We start from the raw sequence: 14135 nt of genomic DNA, 5'->3' as shown, positions 1-14135 counted from the left end.
CCCGTTGACCTGAATCAAGGGCCCGGCGCCTGACAGGTGTGAATGTTCAGGCAAACCTCTGCACCTTCACGGAGACTTGCCCATGACCAGCACCGCCCTCCATACGCCCGCCCTGGCTGCCTTCGCCCGGTACAAAGGCGAACACTGGATAGACGCCCTCAACGACGGCAGCCCGGTGCTGATCCGCCCGTTGCGCGCCGAAGACCGCGAGCGGGAAAAGGCCTTTATCGAGAACCTCTCGCCGACCACCCGGCACCACCGCTTCCTGGGTGAGGTGAAAGAAGTCGGCGAGGCCCTGCTCAGCCAGTTGATGGATGTCGATGGCTGCGAGCGCGTGGCTTACGTGGCCCTGGTCCACGACAACGGCTCGCTGCGGGAAATCGGCATCAGCCGCTATGCCACCATCGGCGCCGACGCGGACACCTGTGAGTTCGCCGTCACCGTGGCCGACGAATGGCAGCACAAGGGCCTGGACGCCTTGCTGATGCGCCATCTGGTCGACCGGGCCAAGGACCAGGGCTTCAAGCAGATGTACTCCCTGGATTGCCCGGCCAATCACCGCATGCGCGAACTGGCCGCGACCCTGGGTTTCCACCGCGCCATCGACCCGGACGACGCGACCCAGGTCCGTTACCACCTGGCGCTGTAGGCCGGCTTCAGCCCGCCGCCCCGCCACACTGCGCGCAAAACCGCGCGCCGGCGGCCAGCGTGTTGCCGCACTGGCGGCACGCGGCGGGTTGCAGCGAGGTCCCGCACTGCTGGCAAAAACGCGCCTTGGCCGCGTTGCTCGCCCCGCAGTCCGGACACAGCGGGCCGCCCGCGGGCGGCGCTGCGCCACCGGAGTGCCGGCCATGTCCGCCACCATGCCTGTCACCCTGGTGCCCGCCCTGGGAGCCGCCATGCCCACGGCCACGATGACCGCCCAGCAAACGTTCGAAAAAGCTCATGTCGATCACTCCTGATAAAGAGAGTCGCCAGTAAAAAGCCTGAAGTAGCTATAGGGTCAACCCGGCGCCGACCAGCGCCCATGGCGAACGCTCCAGCCGACAGCGGCTAGGCTGACGGTCATAGCCCATGGATCATCGGAGGTCGTCATGCAACTCGAAGGTTCCTGCCATTGCGGCGCTGTCCACTTCAGCCTGGACAGCGCCCACCCTTACCCCTATCAACGCTGCTACTGCTCGATCTGCCGCAAGACCCAGGGCGGCGGCGGGTATGCGATCAACCTCGGCGGCGACGCCGCCAGCCTGAAAGTCCGCGGCCGCCAGCACATCTCGATCTACCACGCGCTGCTCAGGGAACCCGGCAAACGTGCCCGACGCAGCAGCGCCGAACGGCATTTCTGCAGCCGCTGCAGCTCCGGGTTGTGGCTGTTCAGCCCAGAGTGGCCGGAGCTGATCCATCCCTTCGCCTCGGCCATTGATACGCCGCTGCCGATACCGCCGGAACACACCCACCTGATGCTCGACTCCAGGGCGCCCTGGGTGGAAATCGACTGGCATCCCCACGACCTGCAATTCGCCCACTACCCCGAGGAATCCATTGCTCAGTGGCATGAGCGCCTGGACCTGGAACGCTAAGCGCCGGGCATTCACAGTCTTTGACAGTTTTGCGACAAAGCTGCCAAAGATTGCCCGCGCCCGCGTCCCTAGCATGAGCGCATCCATTTCCCCACGGGTGCGTCATGTACGGTCGGTTCTTCACGCTCTTCATTGGTGTGCTGCTCGGCGGCCTCAGCTGCCAGGGCACGCCGCCCCCGAAGCCCAGCGTCGAACCGCCGCCTGAAATCGCCACGCCACCCGAGACCGCCCTCCGCGCCAAGCCGGCCCCTGTCGCCCCGGCGCGCAAGGTCGCCCAGCGCCCGCGCGATGGCCTGGGCAGTTCCTATTCCAAAGCCAACGACCACTCCCACACCCTGCTGAGTTTCTAGCCGCGATGAAGACCTCGATCCGTCCGAAAACCTTGTGCCTGTCCCTTGCGTCGCTACCTCTGGCTTCGCTGTGCCTGCTGACGCCCTGCGGCCCGCTCTACGCCGCGGACTGGCAGTACCAGCTGCAAGCCGGCGTGGCCAGCCTGCCGCGCTACAGCGGCAGCGACGAACGCAGCGTCGTCCCGATCCTGGGCGGCGCAATCGTCAGCCCCTACGGGGTTTTCCTCAATACCGAACAGGGCCTTGGCTGGGGCAATGAATGGGGCGACCTGGCGTTCAGCGCCTGGGTCGGCCCCAGCGCGGCACGCAAGGACCGCAAGCACGGCTACAAGGGTTCGGACCATCTCGACGGCATGGGCTCGATCAAGTCCCGCGCGCAGTTTGGCGCTCACCTGGGCTACACCCTGGGCACCGTGGAGCTCGGGGCCACGCTGCAGCACGCGCTGAAGAAGAACGATGATCACGACACTGGCTCGGCCTACAACCACCTGCAGTTGAGCATCGGCAGCACGCTGTATGAGGGCCGGTACGGGCGCCTCGAGGGCAGCCTCAACAGCCAGTTCGGCGACGGCGACTACCTGCGCACCTGGTATGGCGTCAGCAGCGCCCAGGCCGGCAGGACCCGCTTCGGCGCCTATCGGCCCAAGGGCGGTTTTCTCAGCCGGGGCGGCGACCTGACCTGGACCGTGCCGGTCGACGAACAGATGAACGTATCGACGGTGCTGGCGCTGCAGTACCTGGGGCGGGAGGCGGCGGACAGCCCGATTGTCGAGCGGCGGCTGCAGACGTCGCTGGCGACCACGCTGGAGTACAGCTTTTAAGCGGTGTTGGCCGTTCTGACGTTATCGCGCGCAAGCTGCCTGGGCTATTCGACCTGCGCCCAGGTCATGCGAAACGACGCGCCGCCCCATTGCGAATCCGTCACCTCGACTTGGCCGCCGTGGGACTGCGACACCCGCCGCACCAGCGCCAGGCCAAGGCCGAAGCCGCCGGTGCGGCGGTCGCGGCTGGCGTCGAGCCGGGAGAACGGCTCGAAGATCTTCGCCCGCCCTGCCACCGGCACGCCCGGGCCGTCGTCGTTGACCTGGACCTCATAACCCTGCCCGACCTGCACCAGGGACACCTCGACGCGCCGTTCGGCGTAGCGAATGGCATTGCGCAGCAGGTTGATCACCGCCCGCGCCATGAACCGCGGTTCGATACTGATGTACTCGACCTCACAGGCCCGGATCGCCATCTGCACCCCCGCCACTTCCGCCTCCAGGGCGACACTGCCGACCACGCTGTCGAGCCAGTTGCGGGCCTGGATGGTCTCGCGGTTGATCACCGTGGCGCCGTGTTCCAGGCTGGCGTAGGTCAGCAGTTCGGAAACCATTTCCTCCAGCTCGCCGAGGTCGGCGTACATGTCGGCGATCAGCTCGCGGCTCTGCCGCGGGTCGGACTGCTTGAGCTGGTCGAGCTCGAACGACAAGCGGGCGATGGGCGTGCGCAACTCATGGGACACCGCGTTGGTCAGCTCGCGCTGATTGGCGATCAGGCCTTCGATGCGGCTGGCCATCTGGTTGAAGTGCTGCGCCAGGTCGCGCACGTTGGAGCGCCGCGGCAGGCGGATGCGCGAGCCCAGGTCGTTATTGCCGAAGCGCTGGGCCGCCAGGCGGATCAGCTCCAGGTCGCGCCAATGCGGGCGTACCCAGAAATACAGGACCAGCGCCAGGCTGGCCCCGAGAAAGGCATAGGCCCAGAAATACAGCCACTTGGGCTCTTCCGGCAGGCGGATGCTCAGCAACTGCGGGCCGCCGTCGAGGTTGGCGATGAACTCGCTGAAGTCGCCGCGCACCACCAGTTTGTTCTCGGCCAGCAGCTGGCGTTCGCGCTCGGACAGGCCCAGCTCATCCGCCTGCAACAGCCTCAGGCGCATGCCGTAGTGTTGTTGCAGCTCGGCCAGCCGCTGCTCGCGCGCCGCCCCCGTGACCGGCGACAGTTGGTTGACCAGGCTGTATCCCGGCCCGCGCATGGCCTCGCGGTTGTAGGTTTCGTTGGCGTCCGGCAACAGCTCGGAAAAGGTGTAGTTGACCGCCCAGATGGCCCCCGCCAGCCCCAGGGCCAGGATGATGTACAGACGCAGAAACAGCCGCAGCATCTAGAGCTCCCAGGCGAATGGATTGAACAGGTAGCCCTTGCCCCAGATGGTCTTGATGCACACCGGCTCCCGGGGATTGTCATTGAGCTTGCTGCGCAGCTTGCTGATATACACGTCGACGCTGCGGTTGAGCCCGTCGAAGGCGATGCCGCGCATGCGGTTGAGGATGTCGTCGCGGGAGAGGATCTTGCCCGCCGAACTGGCCAGCAGCCACAGCAGCTCGAACTCCATGGTAGTCAGCTCGATCAGCTCGCCGGCCAGGCGCACTTCCCGGCAACTGCGGTCGAGGGTCAGGCTGCCGAACTCCAGCGCGCCGCGCACCGTCGGTTCCGGCACCTGGCGCCGTTGCAGGGCGCGCAGGCGGGCCAGCAGCACCGGCGGCTTGATCGGTTTGATCACGTAGTCGTCGGCGCCGGACTCAAGACCGAGGATATGGTCCAGGTCGTCTTCCTTGGCAGTGAGAATGACGATGGGCGTGTCCGCCACATTGCGGATCTCCCGGCACACGTGCAGGCCGCTCTGGCCCGGCAGCATCAGGTCGAGGACGACGATTTTCGGCTTGAACTCGAGAAAGGCCGCCAGCGCCACATCGCCACGATGTACCGTCAGGACCTCGAAACCGTGTTGGGACAGGAAGTGCGCGATCAGCCCGGCGAGCTTCTCGTCATCTTCCACCAGCAATACTTTGCCAAGACCCGGGTTATCCATAAATACCAGTCTGAGTGCGCACAATTGGGGCGCGCATTATAGGCGGCATCGGATAAGTCTGAGACCAGGGCAGACAGCAAAAACCGGCCCAGATGGCCGGTTTTCAATGATGTTTCATGCTTTTAAGAGTTTTTTACAATTTGCCCGTAGTTTTGAACCGACTTGGGCCGTTTTACAGAGTAGGCACGCCGCTGTGGAAGCGGAACTCCACGTCCGGCGACTCGATCAGTTCACGCTCGGCGGCGCGCACCTTCTCGATCACCTGGGCGATGTCCTTGGCGTCGCCGTACTGATAGGCCAGCTTCAGGTAACCCTGGAAGTGCCGGGCCTCGCTTTTCAGCAGGCCGAAGTAGAACTTGCCCAGCTCTTCGTCCAGGTGCGGTACCAGCGCCTCGAAACGCTCGCAGCTGCGGGCCTCGATAAAGGCGCCGACCACCAGGGTGTCCACCAGCTTCACCGGTTCGTGGCTGCGCACCACCTTGCGCAGGCCCGAGGCATAACGCCCAGCCGACAACTGGCGCAGTTCGATCTTGCGCCGCTTCATCAGGCGCATGACCTGTTCGTGGTGCACCAGTTCCTCCCGGGCCAGGCGCGACATCATGTTGATCAGGTCGACATGGGAGTGGTACTTGGCGATCAGGCTCAGGGCCGTGCTGGCCGCCTTGAACTCGCAGTTCTTGTGGTCGATCAGCAGGGTTTCCTGATCCGCCAGGGCCGCCTGAACCCAGGCATCCGGCGTGGGGCAGCCGAGGAACTCGTGAATTTCCGGCAGGTTCATGGTCGTTCGTCCTTCAGGGCAGCCTTCAAGGAAATGAGCGCGCAAGGCAGGACGGTGGCGACTTCAGGGATCGATAACATGGGGCTCACGGCATAAGGGTTCACGGCGAAGGGCGCCGATTATACCGGCCGCGCCACAGACCACCAGCCGCGGCGCTTGATGTGCGTCAACAGCCACGGCGACGCGCAGCAACTATAGTTGTGCAACATAGCCTTCATCCCTCTCTGGAGATCCCGACCATGCAAGCCATCCGCAGCATCCTGGTGGTCATCGAGCCCGAGCATTCCGAAAGCCTCGCGCTCAAGCGCGCCAAGCTGATCGCCGGGGTGACCCAGGCCCATCTGCACCTGCTGGTGTGCGACAAGAAGCACGAGCATTCGGCGCTGTTGAGTGTGCTCAAGAGCAGCCTGCTGAGCGAGGGCTACAGCGTGACCACCGAGCAGGCCTGGAACGACAGCCTGCACAGCACCATCATCGACGTGCAGCAGGCCGAAGGCTGTGGCCTGGTGATCAAGCAGCACTTTGCCGACAACCCGCTGAAAAAGGCCCTGCTCACCCCCGCCGACTGGAAACTGCTGCGCTACTGCCCAAGCCCGGTGCTGCTGGTGAAAACCGCCAAGCCCTGGACCGGCGGCGTGATCCTGGCGGCCATCGATGTCGGCAACACCGACGGCGAGCACCGTACCCTGCATGCCAGCATCATCGACCATGGTTTCGACATCGCCAGCCTGGCCAAGGCGCAGTTGCATGTGATCAGCGCCCATCCGTCGCCGATGCTGTCGGCGTCCGACCCGGTGTTCCAGCTCAAGGAAACCATCGAGGCGCGCTACCGCGAGCAGTGCAAGGCGTTCCAGGCCGAGTTCGACATCGACGATACCCACCTGCATATAGAGGAAGGCCCGGCGGACGTGCTGATCCCGCACACCGCCCATGAGCTGCAGGCGGCGCTGACAATCATCGGCACCGTGGCGCGCACCGGGATTTCCGGGGCGCTGATCGGCAACACCGCGGAAGTGGTGCTCGATGCCCTGGAAAGCGACGTGCTGGTGCTCAAGCCGGAGGACATCATGGACCACCTGGAAGAGGTGGCCGGCAAGCATTGAGGGATGGGTTAGCAGAGAAAACGCTATCGCGGGCAAGTCGGATCGCCGCCCGCTCGCTCCTACAGATGAATGTGTGCTTCTGTAGGAGCGAGGCTTGCCCGCGATGCTTTTAGCGGTCAGGCGCCAAAGGCGTCCTTGAGGAACCCCGGGGCGATATAACGCTGGTAGTGGGCTTCCGACAGGAGGAAAAACTCCCGATCGATGGCATCGCGCAATTCCGGCAGTTCCCAGTCGCGAAACTCCGGCAGCAACACCATCCCATAGGCTTCCAGCTGGTTGATCACCCGCGCCCCGCGGGCGATCAGCTGATAGGCCCAGCAATATTCCGACTGATGCGGCACGAAGCGGATCTTGCGCTGCTCCAGTTGCTCGCGCAGCCGCTGGGGGTCGAAGACTTCCAGCTTGGCCGCCATCACCTGCACCAGCAATTGCTCGAGACGCAGCCACACCGCGTGCTTTTCTTCCTCGTTGTAGCCGTTCCAGTGGATCACTTCATGGTGGAAACGCTTGCAGCCACGGCACACCAGGTCACCGTAGACAGTGGAGCAGAGGCCGACGCAGGGGGTCTTGATGGTCTGATTGGGCATAAGTAGGCAATTGGCGGAAAAAAGCGAAACAGGTCCGCATGTTAGCCCTTTGTCTAACATTGATCACCCCTCAAACTTCGGGGGCGAACTTACCTTAATTTTTTTTTTGCCGTAGAATCAGCCAGCCTTTTTAGGCGCCAATGTCCGTTAGAAGCTGTTTTCAAAGCGTCACGAGCACAGTCGTTCCTTCAGAGCGGTGTTGGCGATGGGTCTTTCCAGCGGGGAAAGCCCAGCGCCAACCCTCATCAGCTCCCGTTCTGCAGGCGTAAAACTTTGAAAGCAGCTTCTGTAAGGAATTGCCGGTAATTCTGGCTAAGCGACCCACAACGTCACGCAGCGCATGAGTACGGCAATTTCGGGATGAGCGTCCCGGACACCCATTTGGGACCACTGATGAGGGTAATACTGTGCTTGAAGCCTACCGCAAACATATCGAAGAGCGTGCAGCCCTGGGTATCGTTCCCCAGCCGCTAAACGCCGAACAAACTGCAGGCCTGGTCGAGCTGCTGAAGAATCCCCCCGCTGGCGAAGAAGCCTTCCTCGTTGACCTGATCACCAATCGCGTTCCGCCAGGAGTCGACGAAGCCGCCTATGTGAAGGCCGGTTTCCTCTCCGCGCTGGCCAAAGGCGAAGCCAAATCCCCTCTGCTGGACAAGAAGCGCGCCGTTGAACTGCTGGGCACCATGCAGGGCGGCTACAACATCGTGACCCTGGTCGAGCTGCTGGACGACGCCGAGCTGGCGCCGGTCGCGGCCGCACAGCTCAAGCACACCCTGCTGATGTTCGATGCCTTCCACGACGTCGCGGAAAAAGCCAAGAACGGCAACGTTCACGCCCAGGGCGTACTGCAATCCTGGGCCGACGGCGAGTGGTTCAAGAACCGCCCGGTACTGGCCGACAAGATCAGCCTGCGCGTGTTCAAGGTGACGGGCGAAACCAACACCGACGACCTGTCCCCTGCCCCCGATGCCTGGTCCCGTCCTGACATCCCGCTGCACGCCCTGGCCATGCTGAAAATGGCCCGTGACGGCATCGTTCCGGACGAGCAAGGCAAGACCGGCCCGATGAAGCAGATCGAGGAAATGCGCGGCCAGGGCTTCCCGATCGCCTACGTCGGCGACGTGGTCGGTACCGGTTCGTCCCGTAAATCGGCAACCAACTCCGTGCTGTGGTTCTTCGGCGACGACGTTCCTTACGTGCCGAACAAGCGCGCAGGTGGCTTCTGCTTCGGCAGCAAGATCGCACCGATCTTCTACAACACCATGGAAGACGCCGGCGCCCTGCCGATCGAATTCGACGTGTCGAAGATGAACATGGGCGACGTGATCGACCTGTACCCGCACGCCGGTAAAGTCACCAAGCACAACAGCGACGAAGTCCTGGCCACCTTCGAAATGAAGACCCCGGTCCTGCTCGACGAAGTCCGTGCCGGCGGCCGTATCCCGCTGATCATCGGCCGTGGCTTGACCGAGAAGGCCCGTACCGAACTGGGCCTGCCACCTTCGGACCTGTTCAAGAAGCCGGAAGCGCCGGCCGAAAGCACCAAGGGCTTCACCCTGGCGCAGAAAATGGTCGGCAAGGCGTGCGGCGTGACTGGCGTGCGTCCAGGCACCTACTGCGAACCGAAGATGACCACCGTCGGCTCCCAGGACACCACTGGCCCGATGACCCGTGACGAACTGAAGGACCTGGCTTGCCTGGGCTTCTCCACCGATCTGGTGATGCAGTCGTTCTGCCACACCGCGGCCTATCCGAAGCCGATCGACGTCACCACCCACCACACCCTGCCTGACTTCATCATGACCCGTGGCGGCGTGTCCCTGCGTCCGGGCGACGGCATCATCCACAGCTGGCTGAACCGCATGCTGCTGCCGGACACCGTCGGCACCGGTGGCGACTCCCACACCCGTTTCCCGATCGGCATCTCGTTCCCGGCCGGTTCCGGCCTGGTGGCCTTCGCCGCCGCCACCGGCGTCATGCCGCTGGACATGCCGGAATCGATCCTGGTCCGTTTCAAGGGCAAGCTGCAGCCTGGCGTCACCCTGCGTGACCTGGTCCATGCCATCCCTTACTACGCGATCCAGAAAGGCCTGCTGACCGTCGAGAAGAAAGGCAAGAAGAACGCCTTCTCCGGCCGCATCCTGGAGATCGAAGGTCTGGAAACCCTGACCGTCGAGCAAGCCTTCGAACTGTCCGACGCCTCGGCCGAACGTTCGGCTGCCGGTTGCACCATCAAGCTGTCCAAAGAGTCGATCGCCGAATACCTGCAGTCGAACATCACCCTGCTGCGCTGGATGATCGGCGAAGGCTACGGCGATGCCCGTACCCTGGAGCGTCGCGCCCAGGCGATGGAAGCCTGGCTGGCCAACCCTGAGCTGCTGGAAGCCGACAAGGACGCCGAGTACGCCGAAGTCATCGAGATCGACCTGGCCGACGTCAAGGAGCCTGTGCTCTGCGCGCCGAACGACCCGGACGACGCTCGCCTGCTCTCCAGCGTCGCTGGCGAGAAGATCGACGAAGTGTTCATCGGTTCCTGCATGACCAACATCGGTCACTTCCGCGCTGCCGGCAAGCTGCTGGATCAGGTCAAGGGCCAGCTGCCAACCCGTCTGTGGCTGTCGCCGCCGACCAAGATGGACGCTCACCAACTGACCGAAGAAGGCTACTACGGCATCTACGGCAAGGCTGGCGCGCGCATGGAAATGCCGGGCTGCTCGCTGTGCATGGGTAACCAGGCCCGCGTCGAACCGAACTCCACCGTGGTTTCGACTTCGACCCGTAACTTCCCGAACCGTCTGGGTGACGGCGCGAACGTCTACCTGGCTTCGGCCGAGCTGGCGTCCGTTGCGTCCATCCTGGGTCGCCTGCCGACCGTCGAGGAGTACATGGAATACGCCGGCAAGATCGACAGCATGGCCGCGGACGTGTACCGCTACCTGAGCTTCGACCAGATCGCCGAGTTCCGTGAGGCTGCCGCAAACGCCAAGATTCCGGTGGTTCAAGCCTAAGGCTGCAAGGCAATGAAGAACGCCGCGTATCCCACGACGATACGCGGCGTTTTTTTATCCCGGCGATCCGCTCGCTAGTCGCTCTGGCGGCAGAACGCCAGGCGTCTTTACCTACCAGATCTGGTAGTTGTTAGCCCTCCCCCGCCCTTGCTAAAAATCACGCCACTGCCAACGGCGCCCGGCACTCGCCCGAATGTCGAACGCTGCCTGCTTGCAACGGCCTTGGGATGACAGCTGTCAACCCGCGCCGATCGTTCGAAGCGCTCACACGACTATAAAAACATTCCGCGCACGACAGCTGGATCTCAGCTGCCGCGGATTCTTTCGCCCCGTCAAAAGCAACAAATGGAGGTGTGTTATGTGGCGTAACCATTGTGTGATCGAGAACGCGTTCAACGACTACCCCGGGCACGTCGAACAACCGGGCAACGACCCGCAGCGCAAGACTCATGTGCGCGATCGCAGCTTCGCGGCGATCGAGGGCAGCGGGCATTTTCTCGACCTGGAATCGAGAACCGCCGCCGACGGCGTGCACCGCGCCCGGCTCGCCCAGTTGCTGCCGAGCGCCCGCGCAGCCCGCGAGCCAGCCACCGCTGTGGAACCCATCACCCGCCTGCGCTTTGCCTGAAGCTGTCCCCTGCCCCTTGGCCAGAGACGGCCAGAACACTCAAGGAAAAGAGTTATGCGCATGCTCGCCAGCGGTTTTGCCGGGGACGTCTTTTGCCCTTATCGGCCAGGCCAGTGCCTTTGCGGCACCCCGCCACACAGTGACATAGCACCGCAGGCCAGCCTTGGCCATGAGCCCCCTCCACGCCTACCACCGCCCCAATTGCCGGCCCCGCACCCGGATGGCCTGGTGCAGAGCGCCGGATCAGGGCAACTGCGGGGTTTTCTATGAATTTCATGAATGTTGACAGCGTATTGCCCTGGACTAGATTCCCTGACGTGCAAGGAATCAAGGCGAACGCCATGGAGAAACGACAGGATTTCATGCACTGGTGGAACGACCTGCGCATGGAGATGCTCAAGCAACAGGAGAGCGCACAGGTCTTTGCGCTGCTGGAACGGGAGGTCCGGTCCCTGGGGTTTGATTTTTACGCTTACGGAGTCAGGCATTCGATCCCCTTCACCCGCCCGAAAATCGACATCTATGGCTCTTATCCGCCAGCCTGGGTGGAGCGTTACCAGCAACAGAACTACGCCGCGATCGACCCGACGATCCTCAACGGCCTGCGCTCCACGGAAATGGTGGTCTGGAGCGACGCCTTGTTCGGCAAAGGCTCGGTGTTGTGGGGCGAGGCCCGGGAATGGGGCTTGCGGGTGGGCGCCACCTTGCCCATCCACACGCCCGACAGCGCCCTGAGCGTGTTGTCGGTGGCCCGTGAATGCACGGCGATCAGCGCCGTGGAACTGGAAGAAATCCGCCTGCGCCTGCGCTGCATCATCGAACTGGCGACCGTGCGCCTCGGCGAACTCGGGCACCCCAGCAGCCAGGCCGAACAGCTGGAGCTGAGCGCGCGCGAGCGGGAAATCCTGCAATGGACGGCCGACGGCAAGAGTTCCGGGGAGATTGCCCTGATCCTGGGCATCTCGGTGAATACCGTGAACTTTCACCTCAAGGTCATCCAGAAGAAATTCGGCGCGGCCAACAAGACCCTGGCCGCCGCCTACGCCGCCGTCCTGGGGCTGATCTGACGCTTCACCCGACGATAAGGATATCGCCCCATGATCACTGTGATTTCACGGCATGAAAGCCAGCTTTCGCCGGCCCTGCGCGACGACCTCGGCCGCTATCGCCATGCGGTCTTCATCAAGCAATTGGGTTGGCGACTGCCCTCCAGCGCCAGCCAGTGCGGGCAGGAACTCGATCAGTTCGATCACGCCGACACCCGCTACACCCTGGCGCTGGACAGCGAGGAAAAGATCCACGGCTGCGCCCGGCTGCTGCCGACCACCCAGCCCTATCTGCTGGCGGAGGTGTTCGGTTTTCTCTGCGACCGGCCCTTGCCGCGCCAGCACGACACCTGGGAAATCTCGCGTTTCGCCGCCTCGGCGCTGGAAGGCGGCAAGCTGCCGATGCGGGTGTTCTGGCACACCCTGCACACCGCCTGGGCCCTGGGGGCGAACTCGGTGGTGGCGGTGACCACGCCGGCGCTGGAGCGTTATTTCCTGCGCCATGGCGTGGCGCTGAGCCGGCTCGGCCAGCCACAACGGGTCAACCGCGACCACTTGCTGGCCCTGGACTTTGCGGCCTACCAGAAAAACGGCCGCGCCACGCTTTATACGCAGTCAGCGGCCGTGGCTTCGCTGAATCAGGCATTTCTGCGCGGCAACCCACCACCAACGTGCGGTGGGCCGCCGCCGGGTCAGGCGCTCAGGGAGTAGACCAGCGCGGTGATCGCCACCAGGCCGACCAGGGTGACGAACACGTTGGAAGCCTGGCCGCGGTAGCGGGCCATGGCCGGCACCTTGCGGATGGCGTACATCGGCATCAGGAACAGGATGGCCGCGATGACCGGGCCACCCAGGGTTTCGATCATCCCGAGGATGCTCGGGTTGAGCGTGGCGACGATCCAGCACACCACCAGCATGAAGGCCGCGGTCATGCGGTCCAGGGCCTTGGCGCCCGGGCGACGGCCGCTTTTCACGATCAGCCCCTTGAGGCCTTCACTGGCGCCGATGTAGTGGCCCAGGAACGACTTGGCGATGGCCACGAACGCGATCAACGGCGCGGCGAAGGCGATGGTCGGGTTGCTGAAGTGGTTGGCCAGGTACGACAGGATCGACAGGTTCTGCGCCTTGGCTTCGGCCAGTTGGGCCGGCGACAGGGTCAGCACGCAGCTGAAGACGAAGAACAGCACCATCGCCACCATCAGCAGGTGGGCGCGGGACAGGATCTGCGAGCTGCGCTCTTCGGCGTGGGCGCCATACCGGCGCTTCTGGTCCACGGCAAAGGCCGAGATGATCGGCGAGTGGTTGAACGAGAACACCATGACCGGGATCGCCAGCCACAGGGTGTGCAGGAACGCCGAAGGCTCAGGCAGGGTACTGGCGGTGCTGAGGATGCCGCCGTTCCAGTGCGGAATCAGGAACACCGCGAGGAACAGCAAGGCGACGATGAACGGGTAGACCATCAGGCTCATGGCCTTGACGATCACCTGCTCGCCGCAGCGCACCACGGCCAGCAGGCCGAGGATCAGCACCAGCGACAGCACGGCGCGCGGTGGCGGCATGATGTGCAGCTGGTGCTCCATGAAGCTGCCCACGGTGTTGGTCAGGGCCACACTGTAGATCAGCAGGATCGGGAAGATGGCGAAGAAGTACAGCAAGGTGATCAGGGCGCCGGCCTTGATCCCGAAATGCTCTTCCACCACTTCGGTGATGTCCGCGCCGTCACGCCCGGAAAGCACGAAGCGGGTCAGGCCACGGTGGGCGAAGAAGGTCATCGGGAACGCCAGCAGCGCCAGGACCAGCAGCGGCCAGAAGCCGCCCAGGCCGGCGTTGATCGGTAAAAACAGGGTGCCCGCGCCGATGGCGGTGCCGAACAGGCCCAGCATCCAGGTAGTGTCTTGGCGATTCCAGCTAGCTAGGGTCGCTGGGGCTGCCGCTTCAAAGCGTTGATCAACGCTGTTGGCCTGATCATTCATCCGGTGGGATCTCCACATTCCGGTCATTTGCCACTCGGCCAGGGCGCGTCGGAGTACCCGACAGACAGAGCCCTCGCCGAAACAGGGGCGCGATTGTCCGGGATTACTCACCAGAAGCAAAGACTTAGCTGAGGAACGGTTTGCCGGTGCAGATGTCTGGAGCGCGGTTTTGCGGGGTCAGGCACAAGGTTTCATTGATCTGTGGCAAGCGCTGCTCCCGGGGTTCGACTGGCC

General features: G+C 63.7%; 15 protein-coding genes. 9 read left to right on the top strand and 6 right to left on the bottom strand.

Annotation, left to right across the window (positions count from 1 at the left end; translation table 11 throughout):
* Positions 1-82: 82 nt before the first annotated feature.
* Positions 83-649: a GNAT family N-acetyltransferase gene (locus C4K27_RS13145; RefSeq protein ID WP_053260777.1), complete on the top strand. Its 567-nt coding sequence runs from the start codon at positions 83-85 to the stop codon at positions 647-649.
* A gap of 7 nt (positions 650-656) precedes the next feature.
* Here C4K27_RS13145 and C4K27_RS13140 read toward each other — a convergent pair whose 3' ends face one another.
* Positions 657-947, bottom strand: coding sequence for a double zinc ribbon domain-containing protein (locus C4K27_RS13140; protein ID WP_081002264.1), 291 nt, complete (start codon positions 945-947; stop codon positions 657-659).
* Between the two features lie 147 nt (positions 948-1094).
* Here C4K27_RS13140 and C4K27_RS13135 point away from each other — a divergent pair, with 147 nt between their 5' ends.
* The 3 genes from C4K27_RS13135 to C4K27_RS13125 all read left to right on the top strand — a co-directional run bounded on the left by C4K27_RS13135 (position 1095) and on the right by C4K27_RS13125 (position 2751).
* Entirely contained in the window at positions 1095-1580 is a 486-nt protein-coding gene (locus tag C4K27_RS13135; RefSeq protein WP_053260776.1) for a GFA family protein, read from the top strand.
* A gap of 104 nt (positions 1581-1684) precedes the next feature.
* The gene (locus C4K27_RS13130; protein WP_053260775.1) at positions 1685-1930 is read left to right on the top strand and encodes a hypothetical protein; all 246 of its coding nucleotides are present in this window, start codon (positions 1685-1687) and stop codon (positions 1928-1930) included.
* Between the two features lie 5 nt (positions 1931-1935).
* A complete protein-coding gene (locus C4K27_RS13125; RefSeq protein ID WP_053260774.1) occupies positions 1936-2751 on the top strand; it encodes a MipA/OmpV family protein in 816 nt (271 codons plus the stop codon).
* Between the two features lie 44 nt (positions 2752-2795).
* On the opposite strand, the gene C4K27_RS13120 is transcribed toward C4K27_RS13125, so the two are convergent.
* The 3 genes from C4K27_RS13120 to miaE all read right to left on the bottom strand — a co-directional run bounded on the left by C4K27_RS13120 (position 2796) and on the right by miaE (position 5556).
* Positions 2796-4070, bottom strand: a complete 1275-nt coding sequence (locus tag C4K27_RS13120) for an ATP-binding protein (RefSeq protein WP_053260773.1) — start codon at positions 4068-4070, stop codon at positions 2796-2798.
* Positions 4071-4778: a winged helix-turn-helix domain-containing protein gene (locus C4K27_RS13115; protein ID WP_053260772.1), complete on the bottom strand. Its 708-nt coding sequence runs from the start codon at positions 4776-4778 to the stop codon at positions 4071-4073.
* Between the two features lie 172 nt (positions 4779-4950).
* Positions 4951-5556: a MiaE family protein gene (miaE, locus tag C4K27_RS13110; protein ID WP_007923860.1), complete on the bottom strand. Its 606-nt coding sequence runs from the start codon at positions 5554-5556 to the stop codon at positions 4951-4953.
* 239 nt (positions 5557-5795) lie between these two features.
* Here miaE and C4K27_RS13105 point away from each other — a divergent pair, with 239 nt between their 5' ends.
* On the top strand, positions 5796-6659 hold the full coding sequence (locus tag C4K27_RS13105; RefSeq protein ID WP_007923862.1) for a universal stress protein UspL: 864 nt from the start codon (positions 5796-5798) through the stop codon (positions 6657-6659).
* Between the two features lie 116 nt (positions 6660-6775).
* Here the strand turns inward: C4K27_RS13105 and C4K27_RS13100 are convergent, their stop codons facing one another.
* A complete protein-coding gene (locus C4K27_RS13100) occupies positions 6776-7246 on the bottom strand; it encodes a DUF1289 domain-containing protein (RefSeq protein WP_009043436.1) in 471 nt (156 codons plus the stop codon).
* 407 nt (positions 7247-7653) lie between these two features.
* Between C4K27_RS13100 and acnB the strand changes: the two genes are divergently transcribed.
* From acnB to C4K27_RS13080, 4 genes are all read left to right on the top strand, one after another.
* On the top strand, positions 7654-10254 hold the full coding sequence (acnB, locus tag C4K27_RS13095; RefSeq protein ID WP_007923866.1) for a bifunctional aconitate hydratase 2/2-methylisocitrate dehydratase: 2601 nt from the start codon (positions 7654-7656) through the stop codon (positions 10252-10254).
* A gap of 358 nt (positions 10255-10612) precedes the next feature.
* Positions 10613-10882: a hypothetical protein gene (locus tag C4K27_RS31740; protein ID WP_053260771.1), complete on the top strand. Its 270-nt coding sequence runs from the start codon at positions 10613-10615 to the stop codon at positions 10880-10882.
* A gap of 341 nt (positions 10883-11223) precedes the next feature.
* Positions 11224-11949, top strand: coding sequence for an autoinducer binding domain-containing protein (locus C4K27_RS13085; protein ID WP_053260770.1), 726 nt, complete (start codon positions 11224-11226; stop codon positions 11947-11949).
* Positions 11950-11979: 30 nt separating this feature from the next.
* Positions 11980-12639: an acyl-homoserine-lactone synthase gene (locus C4K27_RS13080; protein WP_053260769.1), complete on the top strand. Its 660-nt coding sequence runs from the start codon at positions 11980-11982 to the stop codon at positions 12637-12639.
* On the opposite strand, the gene C4K27_RS13075 is transcribed toward C4K27_RS13080, so the two are convergent.
* Positions 12621-13901, bottom strand: coding sequence for a serine/threonine transporter (locus tag C4K27_RS13075; RefSeq protein WP_009043431.1), 1281 nt, complete (start codon positions 13899-13901; stop codon positions 12621-12623). The genes C4K27_RS13080 and C4K27_RS13075 overlap by 19 nt on opposite strands.
* Positions 13902-14135 lie beyond the last annotated feature (234 nt).

Origin of the sequence: Pseudomonas chlororaphis subsp. chlororaphis, from assembly GCF_003945765.1 — a bacterium.
Lineage (GTDB): Bacteria > Pseudomonadota > Gammaproteobacteria > Pseudomonadales > Pseudomonadaceae > Aquipseudomonas > Aquipseudomonas chlororaphis.
Note: the sequence above shows the minus strand (reverse complement) of the source record. Positions and strands in the feature narration are given on the sequence as shown.